The organism is Anabaena cylindrica UHCC 0172 (assembly GCF_034931625.1).
Classification (GTDB): Bacteria; Cyanobacteriota; Cyanobacteriia; order Cyanobacteriales; family Nostocaceae; genus Anabaena; species Anabaena cylindrica_A.
Window position 1 is genome coordinate 21,712 of sequence record NZ_JAYGGY010000003.1, and the last position, 22,322, is coordinate 44,033.

Annotated in this window: 16 protein-coding genes; 6 read left to right on the forward strand and 10 right to left on the reverse strand. The window is 38.2% G+C overall.

Features of this window, described 5'->3' with window-relative positions; translation table 11 throughout:
• Positions 1–44: 44 nt before the first annotated feature.
• Entirely contained in the window at positions 45–608 is a 564-nt protein-coding gene (locus VB713_RS01385; RefSeq protein WP_323309795.1) for a hypothetical protein, read from the forward strand.
• Between the two features lie 32 nt (positions 609–640).
• Here VB713_RS01385 and VB713_RS01390 read toward each other — a convergent pair whose 3' ends face one another.
• Together VB713_RS01390 and polA are read right to left on the reverse strand one after the other, a co-directional pair.
• On the reverse strand, positions 641–1,759 hold the full coding sequence (locus VB713_RS01390) for a sensor domain-containing diguanylate cyclase (RefSeq protein WP_323309796.1): 1,119 nt from the start codon (positions 1,757–1,759) through the stop codon (positions 641–643).
• Between the two features lie 376 nt (positions 1,760–2,135).
• The gene (gene polA / locus VB713_RS01395; RefSeq protein WP_323309797.1) at positions 2,136–5,063 is read right to left on the reverse strand and encodes a DNA polymerase I; all 2,928 of its coding nucleotides are present in this window, start codon (positions 5,061–5,063) and stop codon (positions 2,136–2,138) included.
• A 63-nt stretch (positions 5,064–5,126) separates the two neighbouring features.
• On the opposite strand from polA, the gene VB713_RS01400 reads away from it, so the two are divergent.
• Positions 5,127–6,002, forward strand: coding sequence for a Cof-type HAD-IIB family hydrolase (locus VB713_RS01400; RefSeq protein ID WP_323309798.1), 876 nt, complete (start codon positions 5,127–5,129; stop codon positions 6,000–6,002).
• 176 nt (positions 6,003–6,178) lie between these two features.
• Here the strand turns inward: VB713_RS01400 and VB713_RS01405 are convergent, their stop codons facing one another.
• Positions 6,179–6,766, reverse strand: coding sequence for a DALR anticodon-binding domain-containing protein (locus VB713_RS01405; protein ID WP_323309799.1), 588 nt, complete (start codon positions 6,764–6,766; stop codon positions 6,179–6,181).
• Positions 6,767–7,348: 582 nt separating this feature from the next.
• Here VB713_RS01405 and VB713_RS01410 point away from each other — a divergent pair.
• Positions 7,349–8,068 carry a Crp/Fnr family transcriptional regulator gene (locus tag VB713_RS01410; protein WP_013189801.1) on the forward strand — a complete coding sequence of 240 codons (720 nt, stop codon included), beginning with the start codon at positions 7,349–7,351 and terminating at the stop codon, positions 8,066–8,068.
• Between the two features lie 73 nt (positions 8,069–8,141).
• On the opposite strand, the gene VB713_RS01415 is transcribed toward VB713_RS01410, so the two are convergent.
• The 6 genes from VB713_RS01415 to VB713_RS01440 form a co-directional block, all read right to left on the reverse strand.
• Entirely contained in the window at positions 8,142–9,191 is a 1,050-nt protein-coding gene (locus VB713_RS01415; protein WP_323309800.1) for a PstS family phosphate ABC transporter substrate-binding protein, read from the reverse strand.
• A 244-nt stretch (positions 9,192–9,435) separates the two neighbouring features.
• The gene (locus tag VB713_RS01420; RefSeq protein WP_323309801.1) at positions 9,436–10,023 is read right to left on the reverse strand and encodes a nitroreductase family protein; all 588 of its coding nucleotides are present in this window, start codon (positions 10,021–10,023) and stop codon (positions 9,436–9,438) included.
• Positions 10,024–10,134: 111 nt separating this feature from the next.
• Positions 10,135–11,547, reverse strand: a complete 1,413-nt coding sequence (locus VB713_RS01425; RefSeq protein ID WP_323309802.1) for an ABC transporter substrate-binding protein — start codon at positions 11,545–11,547, stop codon at positions 10,135–10,137.
• A 69-nt stretch (positions 11,548–11,616) separates the two neighbouring features.
• Complete coding sequence (locus tag VB713_RS01430; RefSeq protein WP_323309803.1) at positions 11,617–12,687, reverse strand: PstS family phosphate ABC transporter substrate-binding protein; 1,071 nt, start codon at positions 12,685–12,687, stop codon at positions 11,617–11,619.
• 27 nt (positions 12,688–12,714) lie between these two features.
• Positions 12,715–14,124, reverse strand: coding sequence for a serine/threonine-protein kinase (locus VB713_RS01435; RefSeq protein WP_323309804.1), 1,410 nt, complete (start codon positions 14,122–14,124; stop codon positions 12,715–12,717).
• 180 nt (positions 14,125–14,304) lie between these two features.
• The gene (locus VB713_RS01440; RefSeq protein WP_323309805.1) at positions 14,305–15,318 is read right to left on the reverse strand and encodes a LysR family transcriptional regulator; all 1,014 of its coding nucleotides are present in this window, start codon (positions 15,316–15,318) and stop codon (positions 14,305–14,307) included.
• 306 nt (positions 15,319–15,624) lie between these two features.
• Between VB713_RS01440 and VB713_RS01445 the strand changes: the two genes are divergently transcribed.
• The 3 genes from VB713_RS01445 (at position 15,625) to VB713_RS01455 (ending at position 19,446) form a co-directional block, all read left to right on the forward strand.
• Complete coding sequence (locus VB713_RS01445) at positions 15,625–16,341, forward strand: NnrU family protein (protein WP_323309806.1); 717 nt, start codon at positions 15,625–15,627, stop codon at positions 16,339–16,341.
• Positions 16,342–16,713: 372 nt separating this feature from the next.
• Positions 16,714–17,100, forward strand: a complete 387-nt coding sequence (locus tag VB713_RS01450; protein ID WP_323309807.1) for a thioredoxin family protein — start codon at positions 16,714–16,716, stop codon at positions 17,098–17,100.
• Between the two features lie 264 nt (positions 17,101–17,364).
• A complete protein-coding gene (locus VB713_RS01455) occupies positions 17,365–19,446 on the forward strand; it encodes an NAD(P)H-quinone oxidoreductase subunit 5 (protein WP_323309808.1) in 2,082 nt (693 codons plus the stop codon).
• Positions 19,447–19,656: 210 nt separating this feature from the next.
• Here the strand turns inward: VB713_RS01455 and VB713_RS01460 are convergent, their stop codons facing one another.
• Positions 19,657–21,669, reverse strand: a complete 2,013-nt coding sequence (locus tag VB713_RS01460; RefSeq protein WP_323309809.1) for a hypothetical protein — start codon at positions 21,667–21,669, stop codon at positions 19,657–19,659.
• Positions 21,670–22,322: the final 653 nt, after the last annotated feature.

The window sequence follows — 22,322 nt, forward strand, 5'->3', positions numbered from 1 at the left end:
CCAATTCCAGCAAATAATGATATCTTTTTGAGAGGAATTTTACTATGTTTGACAAACTATTTAACAATTTGAAAGATTTTGTTGAATCTAAAGTTAAGGAAGGAGTTGGTGAATTAGAAAAACTTCTTGCTATTCCCGAACCCGCAGCACCTTTTACAACGATTTATAAATTTCCGATTACAGAACCTACAATTACAAAAGGAGGTATTGCTGTAGCAGGAGAAAATTTGCAAATAGAAGCCTATAAAGATGAAAATCAAAGTTTTTTCAATACAACAGAAACTCTACGGAATGTGATCTTGTTTGAAGTCCCAGAACCCAATCTTAAAGAATGTGTTCTTGCTTGTCAGTTTTCTGCTAAAGCTGTAAATGCAACACAATCAATTAATGTAAGTTTAGGATTCAGCAAAAAAGGAGGGTGGACAACAACAAAAGGCTGGTTTAAAGGCGTTTCAGTGACTGACGATTTCTGCTTTTATGAAGTACGTGCTTATTTTAAGAAAGAAACAGATCCTATGAACATTCAGATCAGTGTTAAATTTGAAAGTCCAGGGATACTGTTAATTCGAGATATTGAACTATTACAAGCACCTTTAAAGGCAGGGTAAGAATAATTAAATAATTGAAATCACGTTGTTAGTTATACAACTTTTTTCTTGGCACGTTTATGTTTATACATCAGTTCATCAGCCAAAGTAATTAAATGATTTAAAGGAACTGGTTCATTAGGGTTATAATCCACCACCCCTATACTCATTGACACAACAAACGGCTTATCACCGGACTGATTATACTTATCAATAGAAGATTGTAGTCGCTGAATCATTACCTCAACATTGAGGTCGTGACTTTGGAAAAGTACCACAAATTCATCACCCCCTAATCTACCCAAAGTATCGGAACTACGAAAAGTTTGGTTGATTAAATTTGCAGATGCCAATATAGCAAAATCACCAAATTCGTGTCCCAATTGATCATTGATTTGTTTGAGTCCATCTAAATCAATGAACATTAAACAAGTAGGAATTTGAGTTCGTTGGGCTAATTTTAACTGTTGTTCCCCTAATACAAAAAATCCTCTCCGATTGTATAATCCTGTCAACTCATCAGTTAGAGATAGATGCAGCACCTCAGCTTGAGCAGCTTTTCGTTCTTCAATTTCTTGTTCTAGAGCAATAGTACGTTCTTTTACTCGCTTTTCTAATTGTGAATAGACTTCTACATTCTCAATCGCTATGGATGTAATATCCGCCAATGCTTGCAACACCTTGATTTCTTCTAAAGTAGGCTGATGGAAAGTCGCCCAATAAGTCCCAATAGCTCCTATTGGTTCTTGAGTGCGGATTGGAACCATAACCATACTTTTGACAAATGTAGGTTGATAGGCAACATAAGGAACACGCTCATCAACACTTACATCTTCAATAATTGCAGGTTGATGGTTCAACATTGCCCAACCACCAATACAAATATTTATAGGAAATCGCTGACCTTTCCACAGTGGTGCGATCGCATCCTCATCAGCATAGTAACAAAAACCATTGTCTCGAAGTACAAAACTGGCTCCATCTGATGCCGTTAATTCTCGTGCAGCAACCCGCACAATTTCCATAATCCTATCTAAAGTACGGGCAAGAGACAGCTCTTGAACTACTAATAATAAACGTTCCATTGCCTGCAAGTATTGCCTAGTCGCATTACTTTCTGTCTCCAATAGTGTTGGACAAGACAATTGTGAAAAAACATTGGTTGTTGTCATGTACACCTCGTTAATTTTCCATAAACTCGATAATTTGGCACAATTAACAGATTTTTTCAATCTGACACACTCTGCTAATATGTTGTCCCAAAAGCTTGTAATAACCAATTATCGTTGATTCGTATCATGTCTAATTTCTATATTGCATAAGTCCTAGACACGTTAACAAGCAGCTTTTATTGCTACTAGCTCACTTAATGCCTATTAGGCTAGTTTAAAGTAAATTTTTTAAAATGGTATAAAAACTATGTAATTTTTATGTAGTCTTCGCGTAGTTTTTGCTGCTATCATAAAATTTATCTCAAAAATACGATTAATTCGCTTCAACGTCATTACGTATTTATTCGTGTATAGACTGTACAAATACGCAATCGTACTATTTTGTTTCCATCCAGTTATCACCTGCACGCACATCAACTACCAAAGGCACACTTAAAGAAACAGCATTTTCCATCAGCGATTTAATTTGTGGTTGTAATTCTTCCCACTCTTGTGGAGGAACTTCAAATACCAATTCATCGTGAACTTGTAACAACAACCGTGCTTGATATTGTTTTAAAACCTTATGTAATTGCGCCATTGCAATTTTGATAATATCAGCACTAGAACCTTGAATTGGTGCATTAGCAGCAGAGCGTAATAACCCCGCATCATAAGCGCCTAAATTCTTTAATTTACTCAAATCAATATCTTCTATATTCCTACTTTTTAACCCACGTAAACTGTTACTAGTAAAATCAAAATAACGCCGTCTACCCAAAATTGTTTCTACATAACCTTGAGAAATAGCTTGTTTTTTAACTTCCTCCAAATATGCAAACACTTGAGGATATCTTTCATTAAATCGCTTAATAAACTCATTTGCAGCATTCTTATCTATACCCGTTGAGCGTGCAAACTTGAGAGAACCCATTCCATAAATTACACCAAAATTAATTGTTTTAGCAAAACGTCTTTCTTCTGATGTGACTTCCTCTTTTTCAAAGACTAACTTTGCTGTGACAGTGTGAATATCTTCATTTTGCTGATATGCTTTTAGTAATATAGGTTCTTGACTCAAATGAGCCAAAATTCTTAACTCAATTTGAGAATAATCAGCAGCTACCATTAACCAACCTGATTCAGGTAAAAATGCCTTGCGAATTTGACGACTAAAAGCAGTACGAATAGGGATATTTTGCAAATTTGGGTTAGAAGAAGATAACCTACCCGTTGAAGTTGCAGCTTGGTTAAAATCTGTATGTAAGCGTTGACTCTTTGGATGTACTAATACTGGCAAAGCATCCACATAGGTAGATTTTAATTTTGATAAAGTCCGATATTCTTGAATCGCATCAACAAAACCAGTTTCATCAACTTCTTGGAGTTTTTCTAAAGTCGCTGCGTCTGTAGAATAACCAGTTTGAATTTTGCGGGAATATTTGGTACTTAATCCCAACTTCTCAAATAAAATATGGCTCATTTGTTTGGGAGAACCTAAATTAAATTTTTCCCCTGCAATTCCAGTTGCTGTTATTTCTAACTTCGCTAATTCTGTTTCCAACTGCTGAGAAAGGTCTTTTAGATAATCTGAATTAATTTTCACTCCTGTATATTCCATTTCTGCTAAAACTGCTTCTAGCGGTTGTTCTACTTCTTGCAATAGTTGATCTAAAGCCGGAGTTTTTGCTAATTCTTCTCGCAATTTTGGTACTAACCCAAATGTTGCATAAACATCCATTCCGCAATAATCAGCAACAGCAGCAATATCTATATCAGCAATGGTTTTACCTTTGGGAACTAAATCTGAATAACTTGTTGCAGTTAATCCTAAATATCGTTGTGATAAATCAGTTAAATTATGGCTACTATCTGGATTTATCAAGTAACTTGCCAGCATGGTATCAAATACCACTCCTGCTAAATTAATTCCCTGACACCGCAGAATTAAACGGTCAAATTTAGCATTTTGTAAAGATTTAGGATAATCAGCACTTTCCAAAATTGGACGTAATGCGTTTAATACCAAATCTTGATTTAAACTATATCCAAATTTATGATTTAAAGGAATATAAGCTACTGCATCAGGTTCTAATCCCCAACAGCAACCAATTCCGACTAAATCTGCATCTCGTGGTTCTAACGCAGTGGTTTCTGTATCCCAAGCAACTGGTATTTTTGGATCAGTGAATGTTTTTAATAGGTTCACTAACTCAATTAATTTAGCTTCTGTATTAATGATGTGTGGTTGAATTGGTGAAGCAGATTGCTTTTTAGCCTCTGCTGTTTCAGCAGCACTGAAAAAAGACAAATCATCATCTTCATTATTAATTGATTCAGATGTCTTTATTTCTGCAACTTTTCCCCCAAATTTAAGTTGCAATTCGTTGATTTTATCTAAAAAATTATTAAATTCTAATTTTTCTAAAATAGGGGTGATGATGCTACTATCAAATCCTGTTAATTTACAATCTTCTAAATCAACTTCTATGGGAACATCAACAACTATTTGCGCTAAAAATCGAGATTTAGCTGCATTCTCTTTTCCCGCAATTAATTTTTGTTTAACTGTACCTTGAAGTTGTTCTAATTCTGCATAAACATTATCAAGGGAATTATAAGTATTTAGAAGTTTTACCGCAGTTTTTTCGCCAATTCCTTTGACCCCAGGAATATTATCTGATGGATCACCGCAAAGTGCTTTGTAATCAACAATTTGTGTAGGTAATATTCCTAATTTTTCTTTAACTTGTTCTGCTCTAAATTCAGCGATACTATTTGCAGAACGTTTTAAAGCATCTGGACTAAAATTTAAAACAGTAATCCCTTTGTCAGCATCAATTAGTTGAAATAAATCCTTATCACCCGAAAGAATTTGCACCCGATACCCAGCCGCAGCAGCTTTTTGCGCTAAGGTTCCCAAAACGTCATCTGCTTCGTAACCGGGAGCAGTTAATATTGGTAAATTTAAGCTATTTAGTAATTCTTTTAGGTTTGCTAAGTCGGGAATAAAGTCTTCTGGTGTTTCTGCTCGTCCGGCTTTATAAGTTTCGTCAGCTTCATGACGGAAAGTTGGTAAACTTAAGTCAAAAGCTACGGCCATTGCTTGTGGCTGTTGTGTTGTCATTACTTCCAGCAAGCATTTAAGAAAGCCAAAACAAATACTGGTAGGAATTCCCGCTTTTGTGCGTAGTCCTCCATTTTTACCTTTAGCAAAAGCAAAGTAGGAACGATAAGCTAGTGAATGTCCATCTATGAGGATGATGGTGGGACTGGTTGTGGTTGGGGAATCTGAAATCAACTGATTAACTGAATGTTGGGACATACCTATTTTAACTAGTGCTAGAGCCTGTTAATCTCTAACTGGAAGTTTAATGCTGGGGAATTTATGCACAACGCATCTGCTACTGATTTATCATCGACTAGCAATCTAGCTCAAGTTGGAAAAGATATTAAGCTACTGGTATTAGATATAGATGGGACGATCGCAGGTCACGATAACCAGGTGAGTGAAACTGTCAAGGATGCGATCGCTAAAGTACAAGCAAAAGGTATTCATGTAGCTATAGCCACTGGTAGGATGTACTGTTCAGCTTTGCGGTTTCATCAAGACATTAAATCTAATTTACCACTTGTAGCCTATCAAGGAGCTTGGATTCAAGACCCAAAAAACCACAAAATTCATCGTCATTTAGCCGTTCCTAGAGAAATTACCCAGCAATTACTAGACTACTTTGAACAGCCGCAATTACGCACACTTCTTTCTGTGCATTTTTATATTAAGGATCAACTCTATGTGCGGGAAATCACCACAGAAACTGAACTTTATGCGGAACGTTGTGGTGTCAATCCTATTCCTGTGGGTGATTTACGTCAAGTTTTGAGTGATGAACCTACCAAAGTTTTAGCTTTGTGTGACAACGCGAATTTAATTCAAGAACTCTTGGGTAATTTACGTCTTCAATACACACCAGCAGAACTCTATATGACAACATCTGTGGCTACTTTCTTAGAAGCAGCTAATCCATTTGTGAATAAAGGAACGGCTGTACGTTACCTCGCAGAAGAACTGCTGGGGTTAACAAGAGACAATGTGATGACTATTGGGGATAATTTTAATGATGTAGAAATGCTGGAATATGCAGGTTTTGGTGTGGCTATGGGTAGCGCTCCAGATGCAGTTAAAGCGATCGCTAATTGGGTAGCACCAAGCGTAGAAAATCATGGAAGTGCGATCGCCATAGAAAAGTTTTTGCTTTCTTAGAAAAATTCGTTCCATCACTACTATAGACATCAGAAAAGACACCGACGACTGGCCGTGTTTCGTCTCGGTGTCTTTGCTGGTTCGCTCCTCACACACCTCATAATATAGCCGACGATAGTTATTTCGTCAAGAGTCGTAATTATAAATTTTAATAATATTTAGCTAAATAAGCCCAATTATAACTCTAAAGGCGCAAAAACTCCCAATTTTGTTTCCAATACAGACCTTAAAACCAACTGAGTCGCTATCAATAATCCCAATCTAGCTTGAGCTAACTCCCTAGAATTATTTTTTACATCACCCCAAATCCGACAATTAGACCAAAAACTTTCCCAGGCTTGACTCAATTTCAGTGCTGATTTTTCCCAATTAACAGAATTATCAAAATCAGGGAATACCAAATCATCTACAATTTTTACCAATTGGTGAATCAGATGCACTTCATCTGCTTGATTAAGGCGTAGCTTTTGCTCAGAATTTAACCAGGATATAGACTGTGCTGACATAAAACATCGATCATCAACACCATGATCTACAAGTTGAATCAATCCCTCTCGATCAGCTAATCGTAACAATGAACAGCAGCGTGCGTGAGCATATTGAATTGTAAATAATAATTTACTTTTATTTTCTAGAAGGTAAGAAGAAGGTGAAAGAGAAGAGTTTTCTTCTTCCCCATTATCTTTAGTTAAACTATCCAACCAAGCAGCTACGGTAGGATCATTTAGTTTTATATGAATCAAAGCCGGGGGAACTATTTTCATGCTAAAAATCTCACCACAATTTGCGGATAAATAAGTAGCAAGTTCCCTGACAATATGCATACCCTTTGAATGATTAGATAGAGAAAGCTTTATCGCTACACTGGAAATATATAAAATGTTCCCACTATTTCCACCTTGGTATAACGGAAATTTTCTCTTTCCTATGCCAAGAATTTTCTCATCCTTAGTATAAACACTTAGAAAATTCCCTAAATGGATATATACTAAATGTTTAATTGAGGTATACTTTTTAAGAGTAGCCAATGATGCACGTAGTAGTTTGGATAACTTTTATGATTATCACCATTTTATCCTGTTCCATCCACCTTTAGGTAGAAGTTTAGTCTAGGTAAAGAAAAATGAGAGTAGGATAAAATTTCATGAATAATCGATAAATGATTAGTAAACTTTACTACCCTCATTGTACAGTAAGAAGTATAACGAAAGAGTAGAGAGTTAATTTACTTTCTACACTTCAGATGGCTGACGCTGTTGGGCGTTAAGCCTACCCTGTTAACACAAAGACACTCCTTGCACCTTTTTATTTAGTCTTTGTCTTCAGCCGAACGCTCTTTGTTACCTATGCAATCTCAATCCTCCTTTTCCGAGGCATCACGGCCTTTTTTAACTTGGCAACGAATTCTTGATTGGGCTCAAGAACACTACCGCTGCCGCACCTTCAGCAAAGATGAACGCATTCCCGCCAGACCCGGATTGCTGTATTTAGTCCAGAGAGGTGCGATCCGCATGGTAGGAACCGCCCAAGTTAGTGCCACTGCCAGCCAGCTAACATCACGACGCATCAATAGAACTCCAGAAGAAGCTTTTTTGGGTTTCGTGGGAGCAGGGCAACCTTTTGAAATTGTTGCTCAGTCACCATTCACACTCCAGTCTTACGCCCACGTTGACCAAACTGCGGTGCTATGGATGTACTGGCATGATTTAGATAACTGGCCTCATTTCCGTCGTGAAGTTATGGATGCCTTTAGGTATCAACACCAGCGTAAGCTTTTGTGGCTAAGTGCCTTGGGACAAAGGCGCACAATTGACCGACTTCTAGGATTTCTCACCTTGTTAATTGAGGAATATGGAGAACCGGCAATGAGCGAAACCGATCCCGATGTAATTCGCGGTTATTGCCTACCCTTCCCACTCACCCATGCTCAAATTGGCAGCGCTATTGGTTCAACGCGCGTCACTGTCACCCGCTTAATGGGTAAATTGCGTCAACGCGGACTAATCCTCACCCAAGGGGATAATTTGATTTGCCTACCAGCAGAGTCGATTAATAGAACCAACTAAGGCGCACTTAGAAGCCACTTTGGAAGCGTGTAAGTTTGGTATTTGCCATTGTTTAAGCCATCAACAGCAGGAGTCAGCGGATTTTAACAAACCCAGTTTGGGTAATTAGTTCCTGTCCCTGCTCTGTTAGTAGTAAGTTAGCATAAGCAACACCTGCTTGCTCCTCAGTTTGACCAATCTGTTTGACCACCACAAACAGATTTCGGGTAATCGGGTATTTTCCTGATTGAAAAGCCTTGATGTTCAATTGGTTCCGTTTATCAGGACACTCATTAGGGATAACAAATGGTTCTTGATAGGGAGCAATATATTGCCCTGGCATTCGCCCCAAAGGCAAGGGTTTAATGGAACATTGAGGAACAACCTCTGGGGCAGAAGCGTAATAGATGCCACCAGGACTATCAGCCACCTTTTTTAAGGCTTGGGTGGTCGTAGAGATAAACTCTACTTGAGGACTGAAAGCTTGACCACCCAAAATGTCTTGGACAAAAAGTTCAACTGTACCACCATCACTGATACGACGAGAATACGGCTGGATTGACAAATTGGGACCACCGACCTGGTTCCAATTATTGATCTTGCCTGTGTAGATAGATTTAAGTTGGTCTATGGTCAATCCTGGAATATTCAGATTAGGGTTAACGGCTACAGCTAACCCATCAATAGCTACAGGAATTTGACTGAGCTTGAATCCACGCTGCTGGGCGCGATTTAACTCTTGGTCTAAAATCGGTCGTGAGGACTGAGCAAAAGTCAGTTGACCATCAATTAACGACTGTATCCCTGTACCAGAGCCTGGAGCCGCATTACTGGGCTGTACATAACGTAGCCGGAACTCTGGTCTTGCTGCTTGAAGTGCTGGATCAATTACCAGTCGAATTGGGGCCCAAGAAGTACTACCACCGTAGTTGAATAATCCTGTAGGAACATTTTGGACATTAGCAAATGTTGTACCTTGAGAGTTTTTTGATGTACTCTGGGGTTGATTTTGATTACTAGAGCTAATAATTTGATCTAGGTTAACATTTGATTTTCTGGTAAACCACCAAAAACCGCCACCTATGAGCGATATTGTCGTTAACAAAGATAAGCCGAGAATAAGCGTTTCATTTTTTTGAGTCATACAAAGTAAAGTATTAATTTATTTTTCAAACATTCTCATAAAACTTTGTTCAGATTGGATTTACCAATCTGAATTATCTGAATTCTAGTAAGTATTCAGGATAGAGAATACAAAAGTCAGGAGAATAAAGCTTTTTTAGTCAACTTTGATGATTTTGATAAAATCTCTCTTCTCTCTACTCTTCATTTCATAAGCATTCTGACTCCTGACTCCTGACTCCTGAATTCTATCTAGAACATAGGTTCTAATTTTTACCCCAAGTATTTGTGAATACAAATGCCTGTTGGGGTTTGCGTTGACGTGGAGCAAATTCACGCTGTTGGTATTGTTCAGGTAGTGCTTGGGGATCACCTGGATAACCAATTGCGATCGCACTTACTGCCTCATATCCCTCTGGAATACTATATAAATCCCGCGCTTTAGATGCATCAAATCCTGCCATCTGGTGAATAAACAAGCCTAAAGAGGTTGCTTGAATAGCAAGACTGCAAACTGCTCCTCCTAAATCATAAAAAGCATGACGGTTAGGTTGTCCATTTTTCTCAAAACTAAGTTTGGCTACCGAGATCATGAGAACAGGAGCATTCTTTGCCCATACTTGATTTGGTTCTACTATACAACTCAGCAGCTTGCTAAATTCTTCTGGATTTTCCTGAGTGGCAACAATAAAATGCCAAGGTTGCTCATTATAGGAAGAAGCAGACCAACGAGCCGCTTCTAATAAACTGCAAAGTGTTTCTGCTGTAATGGGTTTGTTGGAAAACGCTAAGGGACTCCAGCGTTGTTGCAGCAACTGATGAATTGGATATTGGGGATTAGCTAGTTTTTCCATGATTTTTCTCTTGAACAACAGTTTGGTGATTTAATTCCCACTAACTTATATGTCAAAGTATCAAGCCCCAACACATAACTTAATTACAAATTATGAATTACAAATTACGAATTATTTTAAATTGTCTCGTATCGGCTCAAAATCATACCCAGTGTGGGAACGCTTACCGGGAACAATTTGCACAAGTTGGACTGGGGCATTGCGATCGCCTGATTGCAAAAAGCGAATTGCGCCAGAAGCACCCGTAGTGGAAAAATCTGACGAAAGTAAAGCTTGTTGAATTCCAGACCGATTAGGATTGATTTCTAGGGCTTTAATGAAGGCTTTTGTGGCATCATAGGCAAGGGCAGTACGCCAACTCACATCACCACTCCATAACTTGCGAGACTTTTGGGGAAAATCTGACTTTGTGTCACCATCAATATGCCAAGGAACTGCTACTACCATTCCCGTCGCTTGTTCTCTACCAACTTCTAAAGTTTTTAGGCTATAAACATCATCACCTGCCAGTAAAGTTAAGCGTTTCTGATTCGCTTGAACTACTTGCAGTGCTTTGTCCAAAGTTTCAGTATTAGCGGCAAACATCAACACTTCTACTCCGTCCTGAATTGCGCGTTCGACACTTTTAGCAGCACTAAAATTCCCCTGAGATAAATCTACCTCGCTTGATACTTGTCCACCCTCCAATGCTAAGGAAGAAACAAATTCAGATTTTAAAGATTGGCTATAGTTACTTTGAGAATTGAAAAAAACTACAGCTTTCTTTTTCTGTAATGTTTTTACCATGTAGTTAGCTAAAGTTCTAGCGGCCATAAAATCACTAGGAACTGTGCGAAAAACATAGCGACTAAAGTTAGATATTTTTACCGAAGTGCTGGTAGGAGAAATAGCGACAAGTTCTCCAGAATTATAAACAGTACCTGCGGCTAAAGTTACATCACTTGTATTAGGACCCACTACACCTAATACTTCAGAATTTTTGACTAAAGTGGCTGCAATTTGTTTAGATATTTCTGGATTATCTTCATCGTTGGCGATTCCTATCTTTAAAGGTACTCCTTTAATTCCCCCAGCAGTATTGATTTCACTCTGAGCTTGAGCAATACCCCGTAAAATCTCTAATGCTGCATTAGGGTCAGTGGTAATAGGTAAAGATGCAACTATGGTATAGCTTTTTGCCAAGCCAATGCGGGCATTATTCAGATATATCAGTGATTCTGGGTCGTTACGATTGTTTTTTAGCGAGGCTGTTAAATCTGCAATTGCTTTTTCATAGTTTTTATTAGCTATTGCTTGTATCCCATCTTTTTTCGCTGAAGATATTTCTCCAGTAGTTAAGGATTTATCTCCAAAACTAATTCGTTCGCTAATTGATTTGTTGCTGTTATTTGTTTGATTGGCAGCGGTATTATTACCAAAATTAACCCCGGAATGATGAATAAACCACCAAATACCTCCACCAGCTAAACCTGTTGTCAAAAGTAGAGATAAAACTAAAATTTTAATTTCATTTTTTTGTGTCATAAGTGATTTTTAATCAAGTCAAATTTGGTATTTAATTATTTTGACAAAATTCTGCTGGCTTAATTAGGATCATTTAATTCTGACAAATCCAGCCTTTTCAATCAGTTCTTGACCTTGAGGTGTTAAGAGCCAGTTTGCATAGGCTTCCCCAGCTTGTTGGTCTGATTGACCATTCTGTTTGACAATTACAAATAACTTGCGGGTGATTGGGTAATTTCCACTGCGAAAGTCTTGAGTATTTATCTGGTTACGTTTGGCAGGACATTCAGTTTGTGGTATATATGGTTGTTGATAGGGAGCTATTAATTGGTCACTTTTATTTCCCAAAGAGAGAAGCTTAATTGTACATTGAGGGACTATTTCTGGTGCAGAACCGTAGTAAATTCCTCCAGGAGTAATGGCTAATTTTCTGAGAGCTTCTGTGGTTGTACTAGGATAATTAACGTTTTTACCAAATTCATCTTTATTAAGAACATTTTCGACAAAAAAATCTACTGTTCCACCAGCTTCTTTATTGCGAGATAAAGGGACAATAGGCAAATTGTCACCATTTAAATCTTTCCAGTTAGTAATTTTGCCTGTGTAAATACCTTTAAGTTGGGCAACTGTTAATCCAGGAATATTTAAGCTATGGTTAACAGCGATGGCAATACCATCAATTGCTACAGGAATTTCTTTGAGACTAAATCCTTTTTGTTGAGCTTTTGCGTTTTCTTCTTCTTTGATAGAGCGAGACGATTGAGAAAAATCTAGTTGATTTGCTATCAACATTTTAATCCCAGTTCCAGAGCCTGGTTTTTCGTTAATGGGTTGGATGTAACGTAAAACAAACTGAGGGCAAATTCCTTGCAGTACGGAATCTACGTCTCTACGTATGGTTGCCCAGGTTGTACTGCCACCATAACTAAATATTCCCTGTGGGATGTTGGTTACATCACAATTGCTTGGTGCATTAGCTGTATTAGCTTTAATAACTGTTTGAGATTGATTTTCTTTTTTGGTAGCAATAGAATTAGAACTATTTTGATTGTTAAGAATTTTCTCCCAACGCCCCATGAGAAGCCATAGGCCTCCAAAAATTAACCCAATAGTAATAATAAGAGATAAAAGCAGTGGAAGCGTTTCATTTTTTTGAGACATAATTCGCTTTCTCAAGGCTAATTGTGTTTAAAGTATTGAAGATAATAATTTATACATTAGTCGAAATATTGCTGTCATAGCAATGCTTACTAAGGCAGCAGCAATCGCTAAAATAATTACTTGTTGAATACCAATACCTCCCTGTAAGTAAGGGAGAAAAAGAATAATTGCAAAACTTATGCCCGCAATAATTAACAAATCAAATTTTTCTAACCAGCGCTTAGTTTGACTAAAAATGAGAATCCCCAAAATCACAAAGGAAACAGCCAAAGTAATGATTGGGTTTTTGACTAAACTCAAAAGTGCGATCGCTATTAATGCCCCTTCAAAACCGCTAAAAGCCGCTCCAGCTAGTAATTCCCAAGTAGCAAAGGCTGGTCGAATTGGTATTGGTACTGGTGGTTGTGGTGGCTGTGATATTAATGGGGGTGGTTGGATTTGTGGTTGGATTTGTGGTTGGATTTGTGGTGGTGCTGTTGGGGGAATCGGGCGAGGAGAAAGGGCTTCTAACACTTCCTGGGCTGACTGAAAGCGTTGACTAGCAGCAGGTAACAGCATTTTTTCTAAAATATCAGCCAGTCTGGGGCTGACTTTGATTTGAGAACGCCACTTCCATTCGTTGCTGTAGGCATCAAAAAGTTTACTTGCTTCTTGTCCTGTCATTAAAGTGATGAGAGTGACAGCTAAAGCATATAAATCCGTAGAGGGAAATACTTGACTTCCTGACATTTGTTCTGGTGGTGCAAACCCCATAGAATAAATTCCTGTGGAACTAGCAGCACCAGAAGGAGCATTAGCGACTAGCTTAACTGCACCAAAATCTAGTAAGAATAGAGTGCCATCTCGACGATGCATGATATTAGAGGGTTTAATGTCTCTGTGGATAATGCCTCTATCGTGGATAAATGTCAGTACTGGGAGAATTTCTCTGAGTATTTTTAGTGCTTTGGCTTCAGAAAAATTGCCATTTTGAGCTAATTCTTCTTCTAAGTTTTGTCCATCAATATATTCCTGGACTAAATAGAAAAACTGGTCTTCATATCCTGGTTGTAAACTCTGAACTACGACGGGAAAGAAAGCAAATAAGTCAGGAATTTGTTTATGTTCGTTACCTATCTGAGCTAAAACTTCTGCTTCTCTTTCAAATAAATTTTGTGCTAATTGTAGTTGATCTGATGTTAAATTACCTGCTGGTTGGAATTGTTTAACTACACATAAACGCATTCCTGGAATCCGGCGATCACTTGCTAAAAAGGCGGCTCCAAAGCCTCCTCTGCCTAGTAGACTAGTTGGAACATAGCGACCATCTAACAACAGTGGCATACCGCAGCTAGTACAATATTTTTGCTGTGTTGTTTTTAGGTTTGTAAGATTATCTAAATCCGCAAAATAGTTTTTTGGGCGCGGGCAGCGTGGACGAGTGCAGTAAACTTCCATGTTAGTTTTTAGTCATTGGTCACTAGTCATTAGTCATTAGTCATTAGCTACAGCAATGGACAGCGTGATTAGGATATCAATGTAATGATGAAACTCGTACTAAAAAAGGGTTTTATCCCTAAATTCTGACTCCTGCTATATTTACTTTTGACTACTGACTATTGACTTTTGACAAAATGTTTATTCTGCGTCAGATAAGTTGGGTGTTAGTGTATCTAATGTAGCTACCACTAAATCCTTGTGTGATAATTTTAACATATCTCCATCCCATCCAGGAGTGGCAAATTGAGGTAAGATTTCCTGACTAAAGGCTTCTGCGGCTTTAGAACGATAGCGATTGGGATTAACAATCAACCACAAAGTGCGTTTGACGATAACTCCTTCAATAGGAACACGATGTAGCACACCCATTTGTAATTCTTTAGCGATCGCAGCAGTAGAGACAAAAGCTGCCCCCAATCCAGATTGCACAGCGTTTTTAATAGCTTCAATGGAATTTAGTTCCATTTCAAATTTAAAACGTCTGGTATCAATTTCACAGCGTGCTAATACCTGATCAATGACTTTGCGGATAGTGGATTGGGAGTCTAGAGCGATGAATTGTAGTTTATATAGGTCTTCTTTTTGAATGGTTTCGAGTTTGGCAAAGGGATGGGATGTGGGTAAAATCAGCGCCAGTTCATCTTCAGCGTAAGGAACGATTTCTAAAGATTCTGCCAGTTCACCGGGAATCTCGCCACCGATGATCGCTAAATCAACTTGTCCATTAGCCACACTCCAAGCTGTGCGACGGGTAGAGTGGACGTGTAATTGCACAGCCACATCTGGATATTTTTGTCGAAACATTCCAATCATGCGCGGCAAAAGATAAGTGCCGGTAGTTTGAGAAGCTCCGACAATTAAAGTACCACCTTGAAGATTTTGTAAATCCTCAATAGCGCGACAAGTTTCTTGACACAGACTGAGGATTTTTTCACCGTAGCTCAGGAGTAGATGCCCTGCTTCGGTTAATTGGGCGCGTCTTCCTCCCCGATCAAATAAGGGGACATCCAGTTGGCGTTCCAGGTTTTGGACTTGCAAACTGACTGCTGGTTGGGAGACGTAAAGACTATCAGCGGCGCGTTTGAAGCTCCCTTCTGCGGCGATCGCTTTGAGAATGCGTAACTGATCTAAAGTGAAAGGAAGGTCAGACATAAGGCTCAACCCACAAACTTTGACAGGAGCGGATTTGGCAATAAATCAAATTTTACAGCTATAAGCTGAGTATAATTTATTGCATCTTCGAGGTAGAAGCTTTACTTGAACAAGACATTACCACAACATCTTGAATAAAGTTCTCTTTTAAACACTAGGTGGTATTAGTTGTATTGCATTTTCAACTTCGAGGCTTGACACCAAGAAGACGTTACCACAACATCTTGACTAAAGTCCCCTTGTGCATACTTTGTGGTATTGGTGGTACTGAATTTAGTTTTCTTTAAGATTACTTCACTTGTGTCTATGATGCCGAATCCTTGGTTTACCTCCAGTTATTTTGTCATGCTGGGGCTACTATTCGCTTTTGCGATCGCTCACAGCGGAGGCGCAGCCCTTCGTCCTTGGGCAGAAAAATACATCGGACCAAGGCTTTATCGCATTTTATTTGCATTAGTTAGCCTACCCTTAGCAGGAGTATTAATTGTTTACTTTTTTAACCACCGTTATGATGGCTTGCAACTTTGGCAAGTACAAGGTGTACCGGGAGTAAAAGCAGTAGTTTGGGTGCTATCAGCGATTTCGTTTTTGTTTTTATACCCTGCTACCTTCAATTTACTAGAAATTGCGGCTATTCAAAAGCCAGAAGTCCATCTCTATGAAACAGGAATTATGCGGATTACTCGCCATCCGCAAATGGTAGGACAAGTGATTTGGTGCGTTGCCCATACCCTCTGGTTAGGGACTACTTTTACCCTGGTTACATCACTGGGTTTAGTGCTACATCACCTCTTTGGGGTTTGGCATGGCGATCGTCGTTTGCGCGATCGCTATGGAGAAGCTTTTGAAGTTATGAAACAGCGGACTTCAATTATTCCCTTTCAAGCAATTTTTGATGGTCGTCAATCTCTCAAATGGGAAGAATTTCTGCGTCCTGCTTACTTGGGAGTTGCCATTTTTGTCGCTGTGCTTTGGTGGTCACACCCCTTGTTAGTCGTAGCAACTAGTAGGATAGCATGGTAGTTTTTAGTGATCCCCAAGATCACAATAAATACTAATCTAATAAAAATTCCCGGTTATCAATTACCACCAAATCAATGTAGGATAAATTCAAATAGCTTTCAGTGGGGTTTTCCTCCGTTAGTTTGAGATTTTATATTTGGTAGTTGCTGGTCAAGTTACTTTCCTGGGGAGGAAACGGCAATCAGGAGTTAAACATCAACAAAAGCCAGCGCGACATTCACGGTGGCTTTTTTGTCAGCACAACCATAAAAGCGCTGAATTATTACATATCTATACTGTAACTATAAGCGCTAATATTCCTAAAGACTGACTTGCCAATCCCTGCTAATGCTAGTTACTTTGATATAAAAACCCTATAAATCAAGAGGCGTCATGGTGTTGTCGGTCAGTGAGCGGACATTTACTCAAGAAGTTTTAGAATCTCCCATTCCTGTGTTAGTTAATTTCGAGGCTCCTTGGTGTGGCTTGTGTCGCATCATCCACCCTTTGTTGCTACAATTTCAAGCTCAATGTGTTGACGAAATTAAACTTGTGGGGGTTAACGCCGACCAAAATTTTAAGCTATCTACCACTTATAGACTTAAGTCACTACCAACTTTACTGTTGATTGAAAAAGGTATAGTCCGACAGCGCTTAGAAGGTTTTCGCAGTAGAGACGATTTACGTCTGGCCTTAGAAGAAATAAAACTCAATTACATCACTAACCATAAAACCTACAATATCCCCAAAACAGCAGAACTGGAGTGCCGCACAGTTTGATTAGGGACAGGGGCCAGGGAACAGGGGCAGAAAATATATAATTCTTGATCTTCACCGATATTCCGATACCCAATCCTCAGTAAAAAGTCCCCAAATCTAAAACCATGCTTAACACCCCACCAAGAGCTTCATAGGTGGGGTATTTTATCCTCTAGGGTGTGTGTCACAATTATTAACAGTTCCAACCTGGAAAGTTGGCTGCAAAGGAAGCTTCCGCAGCACTATCCTAACTTAGTCAAGAATTATAAAAAGTAGGCGTCAGTGATGGAAGTAATCTATCAGTATGCCTGGCTGATTCCAGTATTACCTCTTTTAGGAGCAATGCTGGTCGGTCTAGGGTTAATCTCGTTAAATCAGGTGACAAATCGCCTGCGTCAGCTTAACGCTGTGGTAATCATCTCCCTGATGGGAGCAGCTATGGGTCTGTCGCTGGCCTTGCTGTGGAGTCAATTTCAAGGACATGAGCCTTATCTCCGTACCTTTGAGTGGGCAGCAGCAGGTAATTTTCACCTGACAATGGGCTACACTATTGACCACCTAACAGCCTTAATGCTGGTGATTGTGACGACAGTAGCCTTCTTAGTCATGATTTACACTGATGGCTACATGGCGCATGACCCAGGTTACGTGCGGTTTTACGCCTATCTCAGTTTGTTTGGTTCTTCAATGTTGGGTCTGGTGGTCAGCCCCAATTTGGTACAGGTTTACATTTTCTGGGAATTGGTAGGGATGTGTTCCTACCTCCTAGTCGGCTTTTGGTACGATCGCAAGGCAGCAGCAGATGCCTGTCAAAAGGCATTTGTCACTAACCGGGTAGGTGACTTCGGTCTATTACTTGGCATTTTGGGGCTGTTCTGGGCGACAGGAAGCTTTGATTTCATGATTATGGGCGATCGCTTATCTGAACTAGTAGAAACCGGTTCTGTGAGCAATTTCCTCGCCATCGTGTTAGCAATTCTCGTCTTCCTCGGCCCAGTTGCTAAATCTGCTCAATTTCCCCTCCACGTCTGGTTACCAGATGCGATGGAAGGCCCCACTCCCATTTCTGCCCTCATCCACGCGGCAACAATGGTGGCAGCAGGTGTGTTCCTGATTGCCCGGATGTACCCAGTATTTGAAAACGTTCCCGCAGCTATGAACGTGATTGCCTTCACTGGGGCATTTACGGCGTTTTTAGGTGCGACTATCGCTATTACCCAAAACGACATCAAAAAAGGACTGGCTTATTCCACCATTTCCCAACTCGGCTACATGGTGATGGCGATGGGAGTAGGCGCTTACAGTGCCGGATTATTTCACCTAATGACCCACGCCTATTTCAAGGCGATGCTATTCCTGGGTTCAGGTTCGGTAATTCACGGCATGGAAGGCGTTGTTGGCCATGATGCTGTTTTGGCGCAGGATATGCGCTTAATGGGCGGACTGCGGAAGTATATGCCCGCAACTAGTATCACCTTCTTTATTGGTTGCGTAGCAATTTCTGGGATTCCTCCTTTTGCTGGTTTTTGGTCAAAAGATGAAATTCTAGGTGCGGCTTTTGCTGCTAACCCCTTCTTGTGGTTGATTGGTTGGCTAACTGCCGGAATTACCGCTTTCTATATGTTCAGAATGTATTTCTCGACATTTGAAGGGCAATTCCGGGGTAATGACGAAAAAATCAAAACCCAACTCAAAAATGCGGCGGCAGCTGCTGCTGAAAAATTAGGTGTAGCAGCATTAAAGCCTAATTTCGGACCTGGGGCGATGAAAAAAGGAGAACTGGCTGCACATGACTCCCACGGACACCACAGCACCTCTCCCCATGAGTCCCCTTGGACAATGACTTTACCGTTGTTGGTGTTGGCAATTCCTTCGATGTTGATTGGTTTGGTGGGTACTCCCTACGCCAATTATTTTGAGCAGTTCATCTATTCTCCTAACGAAAGTTTGGCTGAAGTGATGGAAAAAGCGGCTGAATTTGACCCCCATGAGTTTTACATCATGGCGGGTAGTTCAATTGCTATTTCTGTGGTGGGGATTACTTTGGCGGTGCTGATGTATTTAGCCCGGAAAATTGACCCTGCTGCGATCGCATCTAAAATTAAGCCTCTTTACGAACTATCCTTGAACAAATGGTACTTTGACGACATTTATCATCGTGTCTTTGTCCTTGGTTTACGTCGTATTGCTAGACAAGTGATGGAAGTTGACTTCCGCGTTGTTGACGGTGCGGTTAATCTTACAGGTATCTTTACTCTTGTCAGTGGAGAAGGGTTGAAATACCTAGAAAATGGTCGGGTTCAATTCTATGCCTTGATTGTATTTGGGGCTGTTTTGGGCTTGGTAATCGTTTTTGGTGTTACCTGATTTTTATAGGGGTGGGCGTTTGTCCGCCCCTAGATTGTTTTTTTTGCACGCAGAGGCGCAGAGTCGCAGAGAGGGATTTGGTTTCGCGCAAAGGCGCTAAGGAGCAAAGTTATTGAACCACGAAGAAGCGAAGAACACGAAGGAAGAAAGGAAGAGGAATAAAGAAGGTAAGAGAAACTGAGGTTTAGGGTTGAAAAGAGGGTATTAAATTTACGATAAAATCCAATTTCTAAATTTTTCCATTTGATTCTCTTTTACTGCTTCTAAAACGATATTGGCATTAATTACTATTTCTCTAAAATAAAATTCTAAAGGCATAATTTCATCATCGTTAGCAGTCTGATAAATTTTATATGCAATAGCATCTAATAAAGAGTAACAATATTCTCGGCTACGTTTTGCATAGTAATCTAAAAGTTTACTTTTGGTACTACTGGAATGAACAAGCATATTACGAATACGATAAATGTTATAAACATCATCTTTGAGTTCAATAATTTTTTTAATTAAGTATTTTTCTCCATAATCTTTGTTATACAAAATCTCATTTAATTCATTTAATTCATTTAATTCTTGGTTTTGAGTATCTAATTGCCTCTTGATTTCGGGAATTTTTTCTATAAATTTATCTAAAAAATCCATTGTATTTTTATGAGCAGATAGATATTCGCGTAATTCATTATCTATAGACTTTCTTATTTCCTCTAATTCATCAAAGAAAAAATGTAAAGGTGAAACAAAAATATGTGCAGTTTTTATTATTTTATTAAATAAATGATATTTTAGTTCACTCAAAACTAGAAGTAATTGTACTGTTCTAATACCATCTCCCTCCAACCATAAATCTATAGTTTCGTTAAAAGTCTTATTTTTTGACAATTTATCAGAAAGTTTAGGAAGTCTCTTAGACAGTATTCTAGAATCTTCAGAAAATTTTTCTACAGCAAACCATGAATTTAATATTTCTTGTGAGCTTTGTGAAGCTTCGACTGACTGTCTATACCAATCAACAGAAGATAACCATTTTTCTACAGTTGGATGACATTCATTCTCAGATGTTATCCATTTACAAATACGCTCGTCATTTTGTGTAATGGGAGCATTAATGGGAGTATTTATCCTAATATCATTATCATTTGTTCGATGGTGAAAAGCTTGGATCTTACCCTGTAAATCACAAATAGCCCAAGAATTTGACAATATAACTTTTGTCTCTTTTATATTTATATATCTTCCAAAAATAACTGCGATGCTTCTTTCTGCCATTTGTTTGGCTTTAATGGCCATGTATTTACTATCTACACCTTGAATGTCAACTGCTACACAATTAGCTTCTGTATTTTCGATATATTGACTTAAACTATCATCTTCTTCAATATATTTACCATGTTTTTTAGGAGAATATAATTCAATATTTTCTATTTTGACTTTGTTTTCTAAATACACACCTGTGATTCTGAAAATAACTTTATAAATTTTAGGTTCTAAGCCATAAATTTTTTTTAATAAACTCAGCCTCTTTTTAATAGTTAAAGATTCATAATATTCTCTAATTTCTTCCTTATGCTCATCAAGAGATTTTGTTTCTCTGGATGGAGAACCAAATACAGTTGGATATAAATTATCTTTATCAGGAAATATTGATGTATTATTAAATTGTTGTAATTGATCATTTAATATTGACTTTAATTCCAGTATTCCCCTATTATAAAACAATAAAATTATTGTATCTACAAGAAATTCTATATGATTGAGATTGATTTTTTCTTTAGTCAACCTATCATATAAAATTTCAATACCTTGCCCAAAGCTATCTTCTGATATTAATTTGCTTTCTATACGTTGAATTAGTATTGGGATATCATCTAACTCAAATTTCTTGTGTTCATCAGATAAAGATTCAACAATAAAAAATAATTCTTGATTGACTTCTTTTGTCCATTCTCTTTTGATTTTGTCTAATTCTTCAATCTGCTCTGTTTTAAAAGTACAATAAGTAGCAATTTGAATTTTAAAAAATTTTTTAGCATAAGCATTTTTAGAAAAACGGTCTTTATTATTGTCTATCTCTTCACGTAAATCGTTTAAAATCAATAATAAATGACGACTATAATCTCCCTTCACATTTTTTTCAATTGCATCACATCTTTCTTCCCATATTTGTTTTAAAATTTCAATATTTTTGATAACGTATTCAGGCGCTTCTGATAAAGTATAATCCATAGTTTTAGTTAAGATAAAAATAGAGTAGGACAACATTCTACTACTTTATTTTGAAATAACAAAAGTTGTTACAAAATATCATAATTTCTTACTTCTACAAGTCTTTGTAGTTTGTAGGGTGCGTTAGGAGCGAGAAAATATCATAAAACATACATTAAATTATGAGTGCGACGTAACGCACGTTAATTCATGAGATTAAATTTAATCAAATTTGGTGCGTTACGCTTCGCTAATACACCCTACTGTCTGAATCAGGATTTCCAGGATTTAAAGATTTTCAGGATGAAGAAAAAAACTCATCTTTAAAACCTGAAATACTCCCAGATAAATATTCATAAAAAATCCTGTAAATCCTCTAATCCTGGACATCCTGATTCAGACAATTAAAGATTTTCAGGATGAAGAAAAAAACTCATCTTTAAAACCTGAAATATTCCCAGATAAATATTCATAAAAAATCCTGTAAATCCTCTAATCCTGAGCATCCTGATTCAGACAATTAAAGATTTTCAGGATGAAGAAAAAAACTCATCTTTAAAACCTGAAATATTCCCAGATAAATATTCATAAAAAATCCTGTAAATCCTCTAATCCTGAGCATCCTGATTCAGACAATTAAAGATTTTCAGGATGAAGAAAAAAACTCATCTTTA